The organism is Synechococcus sp. A15-28, assembly GCF_014280175.1.
GTDB lineage: Bacteria > Cyanobacteriota > Cyanobacteriia > PCC-6307 > Cyanobiaceae > Parasynechococcus.
The window spans coordinates 1,054,044-1,069,720 of sequence record NZ_CP047931.1 but is presented as its reverse complement, the minus strand read 5'-3'; the positions used below and the strand labels follow the sequence as shown (position 1 = coordinate 1,069,720).

Here is a 15,677-nt window from a genome sequence, read left to right as displayed (position 1 = left end):
CATGACCACAAACACCCTTGTTCCCAGCAATCTAAGGGATCGCGTTCAGGCATTGGCGACCGGCGCCGGAATCCGCCACTGGGATCTCGGGGCCGCCTGCAGTGATGACTGCTCGGTCCAGGTGGACCGCGGGGAAGCCAAGCAGATGAAAGCCGCCCAGCGCAGTTCAATCACGGTGCGGGTCTGGAACAGTGACGGCCTGGTGGGCATCACCAGCACTACGGACCTAACGGACGCCGGACTGTCCAGGGCCTTGGAAGGGGCCCAGCAAGCCAGTGCCTTCGGCAATCCCGATGATGTGCCGCAGTTTTCACCGCTGGCAACGGTTCCTCTGCCGCATCTGGATCGTCCCCTCAAGCCTCGGCAGGGCATCCTCCCGCTTCTGCAGAACCTGAAGACGGCGGAGGCCGAACTGCTCAGCCGCCATCCAGCCATCCAGACCGTTCCTTACAACGGTCTGGCCGAATCGCTCTCCACCAATCTCTACCTCAATAGCGATGGTGCCCTCCGCACGATGGAGCGAACCCAGGCCAGCCTTTATCTGTACGCCCGAGCAGAGGAAAGTGGCCGCAAGCCTCGCAGTTCCGGTGCGATCCGCATGGCCCTCGGCAGCGGTGAGCTGGACATCCAGGGATGCATCGATGAAGCGGTTGAACGAACCGTCGGTCACCTGGCGTATCAACCGATCGAGACCGGGACCTACCGAGTTTGCTTCACCCCTGAGGCCTTCCTGTCTCTGATCGGTGCCTTCAGCAGCATGTTCAGCGCAAGGGCCGTTCTCGATGGGGTCAGTCTCAGCACCCGCGAGAGCCTTGGTCAGTCGCTGGCGGTGCCCTTCCTCTCACTTGAGGACGATGGTCTCCATACGGATCACATCAGCGCCTCTCCCTTCGATGGCGAGGGCACACCAACCCAGAAACTGGCGTTGATCGAATCTGGTTGCCTCCGCAATTTCCTGCATTCAGAGGCCACGGCACGAGCTTTCGGTGTCCAACCAACCGGCCATGCCGGCCTCGGCGCCAAGGTGTCCGTCGGCCCTGATTGGTTCGTGGTCGGCACCACCCCCGGAGAAAGCAGCGGTCTTGATCTGGATCACACCCGGGAAACGGACACCTTCGTGCTGATCGAGGATCTCTCCGCCCTTCACGCGGGGGTTAAAGCCACCCAAGGCTCGTTCTCGCTGCCCTTCGATGGGTGGTTGGTGAAAGGTGGCGAGAAGATCTCCGTGGAGGCGGCGACGGTGGCCGGTGACGTCCGCAGCCTGCTGGCCTCGATCCTGCATCTGGAAGCAACGCAGGAAGTCACCCACCGCGGCGTGTCTCCCCATGTCTGGGTGGAGGGCCTTTCGATAACCGGGGAAGCCTGACCTTGCGGATCCTCTACTGGGGAACTCCGGCCTATGCCGTTCCAACCCTGACGGAGCTGCACAACGCCGGTCACACCGTGGTGGGAGTCGTCAGCCAACCCGATCGGCGCAGGGGGCGAGGGAAACAACTCGTGCCCTCGGCCGTGAAGCAGGAAGCCCTGAAGCTCAACTTGCCGGTGTTCACACCGGAACGGATCAAGAAGGATGCCGAATGCCAGCAGCAACTGGCAGCTCTTGGGGCGGATCTATCGGTGGTCGTCGCCTTCGGCCAGATTCTGCCGGTGGACGTTCTGGAGCAACCAGCATTGGGGTGCTGGAACGGTCATGGCTCCCTGTTGCCGCGCTGGCGTGGGGCGGCCCCGATTCAGTGGTCAATCCTCAGTGGTGACACCGAGACCGGTGTCGGTGTGATGGCGATGGAGGAAGGCCTTGACACCGGGCCGGTGTTGCTGGAGCGCAAGCTGACGATCGGACTGCTGGACAATGCCTTCGAACTGGGGGGGCGCCTCAGTCGCTTGACCGCTCAGTTGATGGTGGACGCGATGCCACTGATCGAGGCAGCGGGTGCCGGCTCGATCCATGACCGCTGGCAACGACTCGGCCTGCAGCCCCAGGCGGACGAAAGCTGTTACGCCCGCATGTTGAGCAAACAGGACTTTCTGATTGATTGGAATGGGTCTGCCCTGGCCATTCACCGTCAGGTCATGGGCCTGTATCCAGGCGCCCAGACCAGCTGGGATGGCAAACGGCTGAAGCTGAGTGAAACAGAACCCCTCATCGAGCGCCTGAGGAGTCAATTAAGCGTTGAGGCTCAAGAGCTCATCGGTCGATGGCCCACGGGAGGCCATCCCTGTGGCACTGTTCTGGCCTGCATCCAGGATCTCGGTCTCGTGGTGAGCAGCTCCGGTTGCCCGTTGCTGATCCGCGAAGCGCAACTGGAGGGCAAAGCCCGCAGCCGAGGCCAGGCCCTGGTCCAACAGCTTGCCGCCGCAGAACATCAGCGCCTCGGGCAGAACTGAAAGATCAGGATTGTCGGATGTCCTGCAGGACCAACTGATTGGTGACGGAACGTTGACGCTGCCAGAGGTCATACAGCTCCAACGCGAGCTCCCTCAAACGGGAAGCATCGGATTCATCGTCCAACTCGCGGCGGAACACCTCGCGCTGGAAAGCATCTTCAGGAGCCATCCTCAGACCATCACCTGTAAACAAATATTAAGAAGACCGGCGTCGATTCGCCGAAGGAAATCAGGTCTCGGTGTACAGCGCGAGGGCACGATCCCAGACTATTTGCAGGGAAGGATCGTCCAACCCCAGCGCCTGGGGGTGGTGTTGACGCAACCAACTCCGGCGTTCCGCAAGGCTGGACTCAATAAAGAAACCATCTTGAGCGGCGAGCACCCGGAACTTCAGAAACTCAAGCAACTGGGCTCTCAGCCGTACACCATCCACGCAGCTGATCCGGTTCCTGGCGTCCTTGAACAGAAGCTCGTCACACGCCCCGACCCCCCTCATCCTTGGTGCCAAAACCTCCACCACGGAACGCGGCTGGTGGTGACGTTCCTTCGTCTCAGAATGGGGGTAGTAAATCCAGGCCAGCACCTCACCATGAAGGTCTGAATAGATGGTGATGCGCCAGAAGGAGAAGGTTTCCGCAGGGTGCAGGTCAGTCCAGTGGAGGAGGGGAAAGGTGTGGTCGGGATCACGGAGCCGAAGTTCCAGTGGGGCAACGCTGAGGTTCAGGGTTCCAGGCCAGCAATCAGACAGATCCAGCCCACGTTGTGCAAACAACGGCCGCTGCATGGCAATTGTTCCCTCTGGATAGGGCGATGAGGCGCTTCTGCCGGATGCCACCCCATGGCCAGGCACCACTGTGGTGCGGATCCATCCGTCCCGGGTCATCGCAGCTCACGGTGCGTGCAGGCATCGCAGGGTCCCTCAGGCCAGACGGCACAACGCAGCAGAGGACTGCGGGCATTGAAGCGACAGTCGGGGTCACCGATCATCCAACCATCGCGCCATCGTTGAGCATCGGCTGGCTTGATCTGGGGTTTGACCAACAGGGCCACCGAAGCGATTTCGTAGCGACCGTTGCGCAAGGTGTAGCGGTGGCGCCGCTGCAGCACCAGGAAGCTCTTGTCCTCCAGCTCCAGCCAACGTCCCGGCTGCGGGGCATTCTCCAGATCCAATCGATCGAGCAGAGCCTCGCTACCGGCCTGGCGCAGCTCAACCAGCACGATCGGTCTCCATCGGGGAGCGCACGGAAAATCCCCAGGCAAACAAGACGAACACCACCAGCAGGGTCAACCAATCCGGTTGATTCAACTGTGGAACGAGCACGTGGATCAGCAGGCGCACGGCCACAAAAGCAACCGACAGAAATCCGGCGGTCTCGAGTCGTTCGTACTCGTCGAGCCAGCGAATGAACAATCCGGACGTGAAACGGAGGGCAATGATGCCGATCACCGCTCCCGCGCTGATCAGAAGGATCTGATCACTCACCGCCACAGCCGCCGCAACGCTGTCGATCGAGAAGGCGAGATCGGTGAACCCCAGCAGCAAGACGGTGTTCAGCAAACTTCTGGGCTGCGACGAACCAGCCTGAGCCGTGGCCTCATCCGAGTTGTCGTGGGAGGAGTAACGCAGATGCGTGATGAACAGCCAGAACAGATAGGCAGCAGCCAGCAGTTGAACCCATGGGCTCTGCAACACCCACTGCGCCAGGGCAATCAGGCCAACACGAAGCAGCATGGCAAGACCGATGCCGATGTTCAGAGCCAGTCGCTCCTGTTCGGGACTGCGGCTGGTCCGGGCAATCGCTGCCAGGGCAACAGCATTGTCAGCCGACAGAATCAGCTCCAACATCACCAGCACCGGCAACAGTGCCAACACCTCCCCCCATTGATCTGCACCCTCGAAAACGTCAGAGAGTGAGGGAAGAGCCGTGATGTCCATCCCGGCAGCCTAGAAAGAGCGCATTGGATCCAGACGGATGCAGGTACGAGCCGAGTTGTGTCATGTCGACACCCTGCGCTGCATCGTGCGGGCCGCAGCCTGGAAAGGTGAGCTCTGCGTCGCCAGCTGCCTCGGCGAGGCTGCCAGCGCGGAAGAGGCCGAAGACCGCGCCCGGCAGCGACTGCAGGAGAGGCTGGCGGGAGGTGATGCCATCACGCGGGAGGCCCCAGCGCCCATGCCGCCCCAGCCAAGAGTTTCGGAACCCAGTCCTCAACCTGCACCCCTCAGGAAATCGGTCGCGACAGCGCAGCCGGTCGCCGTGGAGCAGTCCTCAGCCTCCGAGAAACAACCGATCACACCCGCGCTGGATCCCCCTTCGGAAACCCCGACGGATCCTGAGGACTGGAGCGAGGAATTGACCGCCATTGATCTGGAGCTGAAGCGTATCGGCTGGGGGCGGGACCAGGAACGCATCTACTTAGAACGGGCCTTCGGCCATGCCAGTCGCCATCGACTGACCCGCTATGCCGATCTGGTGGCTTACCTGCGCCAACTGCGTCAACTGCAACCCCAGGAGCAACCGGATCAGGCCCACATACCGATTCGCCGCAGTGATCTGATCAGCCAAGGTGATCAGATGCTGAAAAAACTGGGCTGGAAGGCCGAGCAGGCACGAGCATTTCTGCAGGAGCAGCTGCAGGCCAGCAGCCGACAGCAGCTCACCGACGAACAGCTTCTGCAGTTCAACATGCTGCTGGAGGAGCAGGCACTCAAGACCTCTTGATGCTGTGAAGTCGCCCAGCACAATGCTCTCCTTGCTATCCATGGCCATGACCAGACTCAGTTTCGCTCTGTTCAGTGGATTGAGTGCTCTGATCTTCAGCGGAATGGCGTCTGCACAGACCTTTTTCCGCAGTCCTCCAACGGAGGCGAGCATTCACAATCCCTCTGCCACAGAGGGGCAGCGCAATCGAACCACGATCAGTATTCATGTTCCAGCGAATGCTGGAGCTGAACTGGAACGCGTGGTTCTCTCTCAACAGACCAATCTCGACCAATGGACCTGGGGCCGCAGAAACCCCATGGTCTATCTCGGTGACTACGGCCTCCGACGCCGTGGTGAACCAGGCCTTGCCGAAGCCACAATCTCAGAAGGCGGTGATGAGCTAAGCATTCGCTTTAATCCAGCAATTGAGCCCGGCCAGCAGGTGAATATCGTGTTCCGCAGCTTCAATCCCGACGCAGACATTTACCAGTGGTCAACAACCTTTATACCTGAGGGGAACGATCCAATCGCCAGCGATGGTCCAACATTAAGAGTCTCCATTTACCGCAATAACGACTATCGATAGCATATAATTAGCAACCCGCAGGCTCAAAGGCTTTAGCCTTGCCAATGAAAACAATATCTGCACGTCGTACCCCAAAATCACTCTTACTCATTTCGAAAATTTGAATTACTCAATTATGCTCATCTGAATTATTTTCCTAATTTGTTTGTGCGTAGCGCACAACAGATCGCACATAGTCCTTGATGTCGTTCAACAAAGCCGGTGACTCGGCGGTCTGTGTTGACGGGGGATCGAGCACAAAATCCGGGGCTCCCTTAGCAACATCCAGGTTGTAATCCGCGAAGTGATGGAACGTGGAGTGATGAAGCACCATCCCACGGCCCTCCGCTTCATCCACGATCGCCGTGGTCTGCTCGCGTCCGCTGGTGATGGAGAAGCTTGAGAGAAGAACAGTCTGAGACGCTGCCACCTTTCGGATCACGCCCTCATGGGGGTGGGCTGGAATCACAAGGTGCCCTGGAATCATCGACGCAAAGTTGAGCAGGGGGTGTTCAGCCCGCTGACGGCAGATTTGAACACCACCGTTCTGCCCTGTGACAACACAAGGGGTCACGATCGCGGCACAGGCTGGGTCGGCATACTCCCGATCCTTGGGCAGATCGGTCCAGGTGCGTTGAAACGTCTGGGTCTGACCCACATCATCGAGACAGTCCTTCAGCTCAAGCAGACAGCAGCCCAGATCGGTGTGATCGCGGGCTATGACAAGATCCGTGCCCCCTTTCACCGCCGCTTCCAGAGCCCGGAAGAAGCCAGCGTCAGGCCCGTTGTCCAGATCGGGAGCGATCAACCAGATCTGTCCGTACCGGCCGGATGACAGGTTGTCTTGCAAGAGCTTCCGCTCGGCGTCGCTGGTGGGGTAGTCGCTGATGGTGAGGTTGAAGGACGGATCCATCTCCTCTCCGGCGGTGCGGATCATGGTGCCCAAGAGGCTGAACCGACCGATATGCCAGTCGTTCGCATCAGTGGCAATGGTCGACAAGAGCAGTGCCTGAGGTGCCGTACCCATCAGAGAAATCCGAGACCTCCCCATTCTGAGCCGTCAATCCTGATCAGGCGCTTCGGCCGCGATCGATCGGTCGTGGAGGTGTGGGGTTCTGAATCAAGGGGATGGAGGACAACACCAGAACACTGCCCACGGCCAGAAACACCACCAGAGGAAGGGGACGCACCAGCGGCTGCCTCTCCAGCGGCTCACCACAACGAAAACAAAGCGGCACTGCACCCCGAGGGGGCTTCAACACCACGGCCGGACCGCAACAACAGGATGGACAGCGGTAGCGCGGCAAGGTCCTGACGCGGTCGGTCGCAGCCTATTGCGAAGATCAGCGATTGCCGACCGAACAGCACCATGCCCCTGCGTTCCCTGGTGACCCAGCTGCGTGATGCAGCCCTCACTGGCGAACTGCTGCAGCGCAGCGAACGTGATGATCGTCTGCTGTTGCGGGGTGCCGGTCGGATAAGCCGTGCGCTGCTCGCGAGCGCCCTTGCACAACGGGATAAGAGGCCGTTGCTGGTGGTGGTGCCCACCCTTGAGGAAGCCGGTCGCTGGACGGCTCTGCTGGAACTGATGGGGTGGAGCAGCGCCAGCCTCTATCCCACCAGCGAGGGATCGCCCTACGAACCGTTCGATCCCACCAGCGAAATCATCTGGGGACAGCTGCAGGTTTTAAGTGACCTGATCGGTACCGAGGATCCGGCGACGAAAGCCATCGTGGCCACTGAGCGTTGCCTGCAACCGCACCTGCCGCCGAGGGAATCCCTCGAGGCCATCTGTCGCACCCTGAAAAAAGGCGATGAGATTGACCTGGACGACCTGGCGGACACCCTGGCTCGCCTCGGTTACGAACGGGTGTCCACCATCGACCAGGAAGGGACGTGGAGCCGACGCGGCGACATCGTCGACATCTACCCGGTGAGCAGTGAACTGCCGGTGCGCCTGGAGTTCTTCGGGGAAGAGCTGGACAAACTCAGGGAATTTGACCCGGCAACCCAGCGCTCGCTAGATCCCGTGGAGCGCCTGCAGCTCACCCCCACGGGATTCGGTCCGCTGGTGGCCGATCAACTGCGGGACTCCATGCCGGAGGGGCTGGATCAGCTGCTGGGGGATGAAGCCACTGAAGAGCTTCTTGAGGGAGGCACCCCCGAAGGTCTTCGTCGCCTGATGGGTCTGGCTTGGGGCCAACCGGCCTGCCTGCTCGACTATCTCCCGACCTCCACCTCGGTCGTGGTTGATGAGCGCCGCCATGGTCTGGCCCATGGGCAGCAGTGGCTGGATCACGCCGTGGAGCACCACAGCGACATGGCAAGTGAGCTCGGCTTCTCGGAGGAGGAACGGGATGCGCTCTGGCCAGCAGTCCTGCAGCGCAGCATCGAGGAGGCCTATGGCCTGGCCGAGGCCTGGCATGGCTTTGACATGGCAGAACTGCTCGAGGAGGACGGCCACCCCAACAGTTTTGATCTGGCCAGTCGTCCGATGCCGGCGTATCCGAATCAGTTCGGGAAGCTTGGTGGTCTGATCAAGGGCTTCCAGAAGGAGAAAACCGCTGTCTGGCTGATCTCCGCTCAACCCAGTCGGGCGGTGGCTCTGCTGGAGGAACACGACTGCATCGGGCGCTTTGTTCCCAATCCAGGCGATGCACCGGCGATTGGACGGTTGATCGAACAGAACACGCCCGTGGCGCTGAAATCGTCCGGCACCGCCGAACTGGAGGGGTTGCAACTACCGGCCTGGCGCCTGGCCCTGGTCACAGACCGCGAGTTCTTCGGTCAGCAGACCCTGGGGTCCAGCGGTTACGTGCGCCGCCGCCGCAAGGCGGCCAGCCGCACGGTGGATCCCAACAAGATGCGGCCCGGGGACTTTGTCGTCCATCGTAACCACGGCATCGGTCGCTTCAAAGCGATGGAGAAGCTGGCGGTGTCAGGCGACGTGCGCGATTACCTCGTGGTGCAGTACGCCGATGGAATCCTCCGGGTTGCTGCAGACCAGCTGGGAAGCCTCGGCCGTTACCGAGCCACCAGCGAGACCCCACCTCAGCTGAGCAAGATGGGCAGCGCCGCCTGGACCAAAGCCAAGGAACGGGCCAAGAAAGCGGTCCGCAAGGTGGCGATGGACCTTGTGAAGCTCTATGCGGAGCGCCAGCAGGCCGATGGCTTCGCCTTCCCCTGTGATGGTCCCTGGCAGAACGAACTGGAGGAGTCGTTCCCCTACGAACCGACCCCGGATCAGCTGAAGGCCACCGCCGATGTGAAGGGCGACATGGAAAAAGCCGAGCCAATGGACCGTCTGGTCTGCGGAGATGTCGGCTTCGGCAAGACGGAAGTGGCCATTCGCGCCATCTTCAAAGCGATCACAGCGGGGAAACAGGTGGCCATGCTGGCCCCCACCACCGTGCTGGCCCAGCAGCACTGGCGAACACTCTCCGAACGGTTTGCCCCTTACCCGATCAAGGTGGCGCTGTTGAATCGCTTTCGCACGGCATCAGAGCGGAAGACGATCCTGGAGGGCCTCAAGGGGGGCACCATCGATGCGGTGGTCGGCACCCATCAGCTGCTCGGCAAGGGAGCCTCGTTCCAGCAACTCGGCTTGCTGGTGGTCGACGAAGAACAGCGCTTCGGCGTCAATCAGAAGGAGAAGATCAAGGTGCTGCGAAAGGACGTCGACGTCCTCACCCTTTCGGCGACGCCGATCCCCAGAACGCTGTACATGAGCTTGTCCGGCGTGCGGGAGATGAGCCTGATCACCACTCCACCGCCGCTGCGTCGTCCGATCAAAACCCATCTGGCAGCCCTTGATCCGGAAACGGTGCGCAGCGCCATCCGCCAGGAGCTGGACCGTGGGGGACAGGTGTTCTATGTGGTGCCGAGGGTGGAGGGCATCGAGGATGTGGCTGCGGGACTGCGGGAGATGCTGCCCGGCCTGAAACTGCTGGTGGCCCACGGCCAGATGGCGGAAGGCGAACTGGAGAGCGCCATGGTGGCCTTCAACGCCGGGGAAGCCGATGTGATGCTTTGCACCACCATCGTCGAAAGCGGCCTCGACATCCCACGGGTGAATACGATTCTGATCGAGGATGCCCACCGTTTCGGACTGGCCCAGCTTTACCAGCTGCGGGGTCGGGTGGGCCGAAGCGGCATTCAGGCTCACGCCTGGTTGTTCTATCCCGGCAATGGTTCGCTGAGTGACAACGCACGCCAACGCCTGCGGGCCATTCAGGAGTTCGCGCAGCTGGGCAGTGGCTATCAGCTGGCCATGCGCGACATGGAGATCCGCGGCGTCGGCAACCTTCTGGGGGTGGAACAGAGCGGCCAGATGGGGACCATCGGCTTTGACCTCTATATGGAAATGCTGCAGGAATCACTGGCGGAGATTCAGGGCCAGGACATCCCCAGCGTCGACGACACCCAGGTGGATCTTCCCGTCACAGCATTTGTGCCGGCCGACTGGATCACCGATCCCGACGAGAAGATCGCCGCCTATCGCGCTGCGGCCGACTGTCGCTCCGGCGAGGCATTGGTGGAGCTGGCCGCCGGTTGGGCGGATCGTTACGGGGCACTGCCGGCGGCGGTGCAATCCCTGTTGCAGTTGATGGAGTTGAAATTGCTGGCCAGACGGTGCGGGATCTCCCGCATCAAACCGGAGAAACCGAACATCGTTCTGGAGACACCGATGGAGGAGCCCGCCTTCCGTCTGCTGCGGCAGGGGCTACCTCAGCACCTGCATGGTCGATTGGTGTACCAGAGCGGAAAAGCGCTTCAGCACAAGGTGCTGGCACGGGGCCTTGGGGTTCTGCCCATGGAGAAGCAACTCGAGCAGCTGATGGAGTGGCTGCGATTGATGGCGGCGCAGATCCCTGATGCCGACGGCAAGACCGAAGCGCAGCGGGTGGAGGAACAGGGACAGCAGAACGAGGCGGTGCTGCGGGTGTGACGGCGTACTCGCATTTCTGAGAAAACTTCCACAGCCGCGCAATTCTTCGTTACATTGATCCCAACGAATTGGAGCGCCATGGGAGAACTCATTGATCTCAACGTGGGTGGATTCCCTCTGCAGCTGATCAGTGGCTTGATGTGCACTGCTGCTCTTGGGTTGTACGCCCTGCTCCAACCCACGTCTGATGATGATGATTCCAATGGTGGTGGAGGCGGTGGCTTGATGCAGCCCGTGGCCTGAGCTCACCAGCACTTCAGAACACGGCTTGAAGATTGGCGTTCCCAGGTTGATAGACCTGATTCACCTCTTTCAGGGCTTTGGTCAGTGTGGTTTCAGCGACACGATATTGACTATCTCTTGAGGTTCCAAGATCTTCGATCTTGAAATTACGAATTTCCTTTTCAGACATCTCTGCGCTGATGTCCGGTTGGATGCCGTTTTTGTGGATATCTGTCCCGTTGGGGGTCAGATACTTGGCGATGGTCACGGTCATTCCTGAGCCGTCGGACAATCCACGAACGGCCTGAACAAGGCCTTTCCCGAAGGTTTTCTGTCCAACAAGCTGAGCGCGCTCGTTCTCCTGCAACGCACCCGAAAGAATTTCGCTGGCGCTGGCTGAACCCTGATCGATCAGCACCACCATCGGCTTGTCGGTGATGGCACTGCCGGTGGCACGGCGTATATCCCGAATGCCTTCCCGGGTTCGTGTGCTGACGATCGTTCCCTTGTTCAGCCACTGTCGGGCGATATCAATACTGGCCTCCAAAAGACCGCCCGGGTTACTGCGCAGATCGAGGACATACCCCTGAGCGCCCTGGCCCTCTAGATCCTGAATGGCGGCACGCATCTCACGGGATGCATTGGCATTGAACTGTTTCAGGCGGATGTAGCCGATCCTGCTGCCATTGGCTGCGGTGTTCAGAGCGGATTTCACCGCATTGATCTCGATCCGAGCCCGGGTCAAAGGAACGTTGAGAATCTCCCCTTTGCGACGCAAACCAAGAACCACACTGGTCCCTTCAGGTCCACGGATGAGCTTCACGGCATCTGCGGTGGTCATGCCCTTGGTCGGAGCCCCGTCAATGCTGACGATCACGTCCTGCGACTGGACGCCAGCGCGGGATGCCGGCGTCCCCTCAATCGGTGAAACAACAATCAGCTCTTTGGTGTCCTTGTCCAGACTCAGCTGGATGCCGACCCCCATCAACTCACCGGAGGTGTCGATCCGCATCTCCTTGAATTCCTTGGGATCCAGGAAACGTGTGTAGGGATCATCGAGGCTGGCCAACATCCCCTTGATCGCCTCATATGACTCCTCCTCTCCGGCGTAGGACTTGGTCAGCAGATCCCTTCGAAGCTGGCGCCAGCGAGCATCGCTGTAGGCACCGGTGGAATCGAGGTAATCCCGATAGACGATCTGCCAGACCTGATCGATGACCTCCTTGGGGCTATCGCTGATCGCGCCTCCGCTAGCCCCCGTCAGCCCAAGGCTTGGTCCTGCCATCGAGACGGCCATACCGCCCAGCCCCAGCATCAACAGGAGGGGTCCAGAACGGAGGACCCCGCGCAGACGATTGGCGCTAGGCATGGGCCCTGGGCGACTGATTGTTCACACTAACGAGCTCAGTCCGGCTCCACCCAACGCCCGTCCTCCTTGATCAACTGGATCAAAGCCGTGACGCCGTCCTCCTCGGGCACCTTGCGGATCTCGTCGCGACCCCGGTACAGCGAAATCACACCCGGTGTCTTGCCGACATAGCCATAGTCCGCATCTGCCATCTCACCTGGGCCGTTGACGATGCAGCCCATAACGGCGATGTCCAGTCCCGTGAGATGGGACGTGGCTTCCCGGACCTTATGCAGCACCTCTTCGAGATTGAACAAGGTGCGGCCGCAGCTGGGGCAGGCCACGTACTCAACCATGGTCTTGCGCAGACCAAGGGATTGAAGAATCGAGTAACAGACGGGGATTTCCCGTTCCGGCGCCTCGGTTAGGGACACCCGGATGGTGTCGCCAAGTCCATCGGCCAGCAACGTCGCAATTCCCGCCGTGCTCTTGACGCGGCCGTAATCGCCGTCACCGGCTTCGGTCACACCGAGATGCAGGGGGTAGTTGAATCCCTCTTTGTCCATGGTGTCCGCCATCAGGCGGTAGGCCGCCAACATCACCGGCGCCCTCGACGCCTTCATCGAAATCACGATGTTGTGGAAGTCGAGCTCATCGCAGATGCGCACGAATTCCATGGCCGACTCGACCATGCCCTTGGGGGTGTCGCCGTAGGTGAACAGCATTCGCTCCGCCAGGGAGCCATGGTTCACCCCGATGCGCAGAGCCTTGTTCTGATCCCTCAACAGGGTGACCAGCGGTGCGAACGTTTCGCGGATCCGCGCACCGATGGCCGCGAATTCCTGTTCGGAAAACTCCTCTCGGTTGGGGTCCGGCTTGTCGAAGACGAACAGGCCCGGGTTGATGCGGACCTTGTCGACGTGCTGAGCCACCTCCATGGCGATCTTGACGCCGTTGTGATGGACATCGGCCACCAACGGCACCGTGCATCCACGGGCACGGACCGCAGCACGGATCTCCCCCATCGCCCGGGCGTGGGCCATCGACGGCGTGGTGACACGCACGATTTCACTGCCAGCCTCCGCAAGGCGGACGATGCCTGCGACTGCCGCATCGATGTCGAGTGTGTCCTCATTGATCATCGACTGCACCACCACGGGGTGGTCACTGCCGATCGCGACATCACCCACCATCACGGTGCGAGTCATGCGTCGATGGATCTGGGTGTCGTAACGCCGATCCAGGGCTGTCATGGCGGGCCAGGCCGAAAGCGCGTCAACGTTCGCACAGTCGCTGCTGCACTGCGGTGAGATCGGCCCGGGTCAACGCCGTGGGGGCATCGGCCGCCGTGGATGGATTGCGCAACAGATACGACGGGTGAAAGATCGGCATCACCGACCGTCCATTCCAGCTGAGCCACTGACCTCTGAGCTGGGTCATTCCAGTTTTGATGCCCAGCAGGCTGTCCACGGCCGTGGCCCCCAACAGAACGATCACCGCGGGATCCACCAGGTCGATCTGCCGATCCAGCCAGGGTCTGCAGGCCGTCAATTCCCCGCGTTTCGGTCGGCGGTTCTGGGGAGGACGACACTTCACTACATTGCAGATGTACAGATCCTTCTCCGGGTTCAGGCCCACCTCCAGCAACAGGCGATCCAGCAGCTGGCCAGATCGTCCGACAAAGGGCTGACCCAAGGCATCCTCCCGGGCACCGGGGGCCTCTCCGATCAGCATCAGACGCGCTGAAGCGGCACCGCGACTGATCACCACCCGTTGACGTGTCAGCGCCAGATCACAGGCGGTGCATTGCTCACAGTCATGCAGCTCCAACATCGATTTCAGGTGGACGCACGGGGGAAGGGTTGCACCATGAGCACCGGATTGCCCTCGGGATCAGCCAGCCAGACCTCGGCACCGAAGGGCTCCTGCCGAGCTGGTTCCATCAACGACGCCCCCAGGGCCAGCCAGGTGGGCAACTGTTGCTGCAGAGCCTCCAGGGGGCCATCCATCGGCGGCAGGCGCAGGCAGGGAGCCACCGCGCGTCCGCGCTGGGGAAACGGGCGGTTCCGGGACGGCCTGTAGATCTCCAGACGCCCTGCTCCACCTAGATCAACGATGCAGTGGGAGGGGGAGAAGCCATCCCGCTGGGGGCACCCCAGCAAGGCGGCATAAAAGCGGGCCAACCGCTGCGGATCCTCAGCAGCCAGCACCCAGCTCAGGTTGATGGAGCTCATGACAAGGGAACACACAAGGTTGTCTGGGACACCACGTGAGGCAGGATGTGATCTTTACGCGTGCCGCGGGGAGGTGCGTTGCCGATGCCACGCCCTCCAGAACTGTCCGCACGGGCCGTGGCCCTCAAGCCCTCCCTGACGCTAGCCATCGGCGCCCAGGCGAAGGCACTGCAGCGTGCCGGGCGTGACATCTGCAGCCTCAGTGCGGGTGAGCCTGATTTCGACACGCCGGATTTCATCGTCGAGGCCACCCGACAAGCCCTGCGTGATGGCATCACGCGCTACGGACCAGCCGCTGGCGACCCCGAGCTCCGGGCAGCCATAGCGGAGAAGCTGTCCAGGACCAATGGCATCGCCATTAGCAGCGAGCAGGTTCTGATCACCAACGGCGGCAAGCAGGCGATCTACAACCTGTTTCAGGTGCTGCTGAATCCTGGTGATGAGGTGCTTCTACCAGCGCCGTACTGGCTGAGCTATCCGGAGATGGCCGCCCTGGCCGGTGCTGAGGTCAAGCTGATCCCCAGCCAGGCCGAGGAGGGCTTCCGGCTCGATCTGGATGCACTGGAGGCGGCGATCAGTCCGCGCAGCCGCCTGCTGGTGCTGAACACCCCCGGGAATCCCACCGGTCGCGTGATGCCACGCCAGGAGCTCGAGGCCGTGGCGGAACTGGTGCGTCGCCATCCCCAGCTGCTGGTGATAAGTGACGAGATCTATGAATTCCTGCTGGCGGAGGGTGAACATCACCACAGCTTTGCGGCCATCGCCTCGGATCTGGCCGATCGATGTTTCACCGTCAACGGCTTTGCCAAAGGCTGGGCGATGACCGGCTGGCGGCTTGGCTACCTCGCCGGACACCAGGAGGTGATCAAGGCTGCCGCTGCTCTGCAGAGTCAGAGCACCAGCAATGTCTGCAGCTTTGCCCAGCGAGGGGCTCTTGCGGCCATTCAGGGCCCGCGGGATTGCGTCGATGCGATGGCGGAGAGCTACAACCGACGCCGGCTGCTGCTCACCGAGGGACTGCAGGCGATTGAGGGAATCACGCTTGTGGAGCCCAAAGGTGCTTTTTACGCTTTCCCTCAGCTCCCGGAATCGGTTGGCGGATCAATGGACTTCTGTCGTCAGGCCCTGGATCGGGCAGGCCTTGCCGTCGTCCCCGGTCTGGCCTTCGGAAACGACCGCTGCATTCGTCTGTCCTGTGCCGTCTCGCGTGAGACGATCAAAGATGGCTTGTCGCGACTGAGCCAACTGCTGGAGAACAGCTGAGATCGTTTTG

17 protein-coding genes are annotated in these 15,677 nt (G+C 61.1%); 7 read left to right on the top strand and 10 right to left on the bottom strand.

Going from position 1 to position 15,677, the window contains the following annotated elements; translation table 11 throughout:
* Position 1 precedes the first annotated feature (1 nt).
* Together SynA1528_RS05870 and fmt are read left to right on the top strand one after the other, a co-directional pair.
* Positions 2-1,366 (top strand): TldD/PmbA family protein, encoded by a 1,365-nt coding sequence (locus tag SynA1528_RS05870; RefSeq protein WP_186588111.1) that lies wholly within the window; start codon positions 2-4, stop codon positions 1,364-1,366.
* A gap of 2 nt (positions 1,367-1,368) precedes the next feature.
* Positions 1,369-2,385 (top strand): methionyl-tRNA formyltransferase, encoded by a 1,017-nt coding sequence (gene fmt, locus SynA1528_RS05865; protein ID WP_186588110.1) that lies wholly within the window; start codon positions 1,369-1,371, stop codon positions 2,383-2,385.
* 4 nt (positions 2,386-2,389) lie between these two features.
* Here fmt and SynA1528_RS05860 read toward each other — a convergent pair whose 3' ends face one another.
* The 4 genes from SynA1528_RS05860 to SynA1528_RS05845 are packed head-to-tail and all read right to left on the bottom strand — an operon-like array spanning position 2,390 to position 4,321.
* Complete coding sequence (locus tag SynA1528_RS05860; protein WP_186588109.1) at positions 2,390-2,554, bottom strand: hypothetical protein; 165 nt, start codon at positions 2,552-2,554, stop codon at positions 2,390-2,392.
* Positions 2,555-2,614: 60 nt separating this feature from the next.
* Positions 2,615-3,268, bottom strand: coding sequence for a hypothetical protein (locus tag SynA1528_RS05855; RefSeq protein ID WP_186588108.1), 654 nt, complete (start codon positions 3,266-3,268; stop codon positions 2,615-2,617).
* Positions 3,265-3,603 (bottom strand): DUF6464 family protein, encoded by a 339-nt coding sequence (locus tag SynA1528_RS05850; RefSeq protein WP_186588107.1) that lies wholly within the window; start codon positions 3,601-3,603, stop codon positions 3,265-3,267. Before SynA1528_RS05850 ends, SynA1528_RS05855 begins: the two co-directional genes overlap by 4 nt.
* Positions 3,593-4,321 (bottom strand): TerC family protein, encoded by a 729-nt coding sequence (locus tag SynA1528_RS05845; protein WP_186588106.1) that lies wholly within the window; start codon positions 4,319-4,321, stop codon positions 3,593-3,595. Before SynA1528_RS05845 ends, SynA1528_RS05850 begins: the two co-directional genes overlap by 11 nt.
* A gap of 37 nt (positions 4,322-4,358) precedes the next feature.
* Here SynA1528_RS05845 and SynA1528_RS05840 point away from each other — a divergent pair, with 37 nt between their 5' ends.
* Together SynA1528_RS05840 and SynA1528_RS05835 are read left to right on the top strand one after the other, a co-directional pair.
* Positions 4,359-5,105: a hypothetical protein gene (locus SynA1528_RS05840; RefSeq protein WP_186588105.1), complete on the top strand. Its 747-nt coding sequence runs from the start codon at positions 4,359-4,361 to the stop codon at positions 5,103-5,105.
* A 46-nt stretch (positions 5,106-5,151) separates the two neighbouring features.
* Entirely contained in the window at positions 5,152-5,673 is a 522-nt protein-coding gene (locus tag SynA1528_RS05835; RefSeq protein ID WP_286187926.1) for a DUF2808 domain-containing protein, read from the top strand.
* A gap of 136 nt (positions 5,674-5,809) precedes the next feature.
* Here the strand turns inward: SynA1528_RS05835 and SynA1528_RS05830 are convergent, their stop codons facing one another.
* Positions 5,810-6,679, bottom strand: coding sequence for a hypothetical protein (locus SynA1528_RS05830; RefSeq protein ID WP_186588103.1), 870 nt, complete (start codon positions 6,677-6,679; stop codon positions 5,810-5,812).
* A 43-nt stretch (positions 6,680-6,722) separates the two neighbouring features.
* Entirely contained in the window at positions 6,723-6,959 is a 237-nt protein-coding gene (locus SynA1528_RS05825; protein ID WP_186588102.1) for a hypothetical protein, read from the bottom strand.
* A 62-nt stretch (positions 6,960-7,021) separates the two neighbouring features.
* Here SynA1528_RS05825 and mfd point away from each other — a divergent pair, with 62 nt between their 5' ends.
* Entirely contained in the window at positions 7,022-10,600 is a 3,579-nt protein-coding gene (gene mfd, locus SynA1528_RS05820) for a transcription-repair coupling factor (protein ID WP_186588101.1), read from the top strand.
* 78 nt (positions 10,601-10,678) lie between these two features.
* A complete protein-coding gene (locus tag SynA1528_RS05815) occupies positions 10,679-10,843 on the top strand; it encodes a hypothetical protein (protein ID WP_186588100.1) in 165 nt (54 codons plus the stop codon).
* Positions 10,844-10,856: 13 nt separating this feature from the next.
* Here SynA1528_RS05815 and SynA1528_RS05810 read toward each other — a convergent pair whose 3' ends face one another.
* The 4 genes from SynA1528_RS05810 to SynA1528_RS05795 are packed head-to-tail and all read right to left on the bottom strand — an operon-like array spanning position 10,857 to position 14,404.
* Positions 10,857-12,191 (bottom strand): S41 family peptidase, encoded by a 1,335-nt coding sequence (locus tag SynA1528_RS05810; protein WP_186588099.1) that lies wholly within the window; start codon positions 12,189-12,191, stop codon positions 10,857-10,859.
* 35 nt (positions 12,192-12,226) lie between these two features.
* The gene (gene ispG, locus SynA1528_RS05805; protein ID WP_186588098.1) at positions 12,227-13,423 is read right to left on the bottom strand and encodes a (E)-4-hydroxy-3-methylbut-2-enyl-diphosphate synthase; all 1,197 of its coding nucleotides are present in this window, start codon (positions 13,421-13,423) and stop codon (positions 12,227-12,229) included.
* Positions 13,424-13,445: 22 nt separating this feature from the next.
* Positions 13,446-14,003, bottom strand: a complete 558-nt coding sequence (locus SynA1528_RS05800) for a uracil-DNA glycosylase (RefSeq protein ID WP_186588097.1) — start codon at positions 14,001-14,003, stop codon at positions 13,446-13,448.
* Between the two features lie 5 nt (positions 14,004-14,008).
* Positions 14,009-14,404: a VOC family protein gene (locus tag SynA1528_RS05795; protein ID WP_186588096.1), complete on the bottom strand. Its 396-nt coding sequence runs from the start codon at positions 14,402-14,404 to the stop codon at positions 14,009-14,011.
* An 84-nt stretch (positions 14,405-14,488) separates the two neighbouring features.
* Here SynA1528_RS05795 and SynA1528_RS05790 point away from each other — a divergent pair, with 84 nt between their 5' ends.
* Positions 14,489-15,667, top strand: coding sequence for a pyridoxal phosphate-dependent aminotransferase (locus SynA1528_RS05790; RefSeq protein ID WP_186588313.1), 1,179 nt, complete (start codon positions 14,489-14,491; stop codon positions 15,665-15,667).
* Positions 15,668-15,677 lie beyond the last annotated feature (10 nt).